The following is a 1,565-nucleotide window of genomic DNA, read 5'->3' as shown; positions in this document are numbered from 1 at the left end:
GTACGAGGACGATCCGGGCGCACGCCCAGCCGGGCGCCCAACGCCGCGGGCTGATCCGCCAAGATCGACCGGACAGGACCTGGCCGGCACCGCGCCGCCCGGCCGCGTACCCGGCCGCCGGGTCCTTGACCAGGACGCCCTCGTGACCGCGGGCCAGGGTCTCGCGGAAGAACGCCAGTGCCCGCTCGCCGTCCCCGGTCTCGGTGCGGGGCACCCGCAGGCCCTCCGGCACCGCCCCGTCCAGCGCCGCCCACCGCTCCCGGCCGGGGCGGTCCACCAGGTCCTCGCCGTCCCGGTGCAGCAGGTCGAAGAAGAAGGCGCTGAGCGGGACTTCGGCGCGCAGCCGCTCCGGATCCCGCCGGGAGGCGGTGCGCGCGGCGGTCTCCTGGAACGGGCGCGGCCGCCCGTCGGGCCCGAGTGCGATCGCCTCGCCGTCCAGCACCGCCGAGCGCAGCGGCAGCGCGAGCGCCGCCTCGGCCACCTCGGGGACGCGCGCGGTGATGTCGTCCAGACCGCGGGTGAACACCGCGACCTCCGCGCCGTCCCGGTGCACCTGCACCCGGACGCCGTCCAGCTTCCACTCCAGCGCGGCCGGGCCGGTGCGCTCCAGCGCCGAGGCCACGTCGGGCGCGGAGGCGGCCAGCATCGGCCGCACCGCCCGGCCCACCTCCAGCCGGAACGCGGCCAGCGTGGGCGCCCCGCCGGTCAGCGCCGCCTCCGCCACCGCCCGGGCGGAGCCACGGAACATCAGCGCCCGGCGCACCGCCGCCGCGGGCACCCCGGCGGCCTGGGCGACGGCGTCGCCGACCAGCGCGTCCAGCGCGCCCTGGCGCAGCTCCCCGACCAGCACCGCGCGCAGGAACGCCTGCTCGACCTCGGTCGCCCGGGCGAACAGCCCGGCCAGCAGCCGCCGCCGCTCGGCCTGCGCGCCGGGCCCGTGCACCCCGGCGATCCGCTCCAATTCCCGTTCGGTCTCCCGGACGCCGAGCGAGGCCTCGGCGGCGGGCGGCGGCAGGTCGCGCAGGCCCGCCGGGCCGACGCCGGTGCGCAGCCGCTGCGACTCGCCCGACAGCAGGCCCACCGCCGCCGGGGCCTCGGCCGGGCCCAGTGCGCGCAGGCAGTCCGCGAGCAGCGCCGTCTTGGCCCGCCGTCCGGGCTCGGCGGCGACGGCGCGGGACGTCTGGGCCAGGTGCCGCAGCCGCATGGCGCTCCTCGGGTGGTGCGTGGCCGGGCGTCCAGGATCGGCCACCCGACCGGCCGGCGCACGGCGGGCGGCGCGCCCGTACCGCGCCGGAGTGGAGTGCGCGGGCGGCCGGTCTTGGCCGTGGTGGAGTTCGGCGCGGAGCCGATGGCCCGTCATGCTGGCGCCACACCGCGGCCCGGCGACCCCGGGGCCCGCCCGACCGAGGGAGACCGAGTTGATCACCACGACCCGCTGGAGCGTGGGGGGGGCGGCGGGGCGCCCCCGCCCCCCCCCGGGCCGCAAAATGGCCGGGGGGTGAGGCGGGGTCACCGGGGCGCACACCCGCGGGGGCACGCCACAAGAGGAGGGGGCGGAGCCCCAC

At 80.1% G+C, this 1,565-nt stretch carries 1 protein-coding gene; it reads right to left on the bottom strand.

From position 1 onward, the window contains the following. Positions 1–1,204: ATP-dependent DNA ligase (locus ACFV61_RS24435; protein WP_380493881.1), on the bottom strand; the 1,204-nt coding region annotated here is incomplete at its 3' end. Positions 1,205–1,565 lie beyond the last annotated feature (361 nt).

Source organism: Kitasatospora sp. NPDC059817 (assembly GCF_042731835.1).
Lineage (GTDB): Bacteria > Actinomycetota > Actinomycetes > Streptomycetales > Streptomycetaceae > Kitasatospora.
This window is presented reverse-complemented; position numbering and strand designations above follow the sequence as displayed.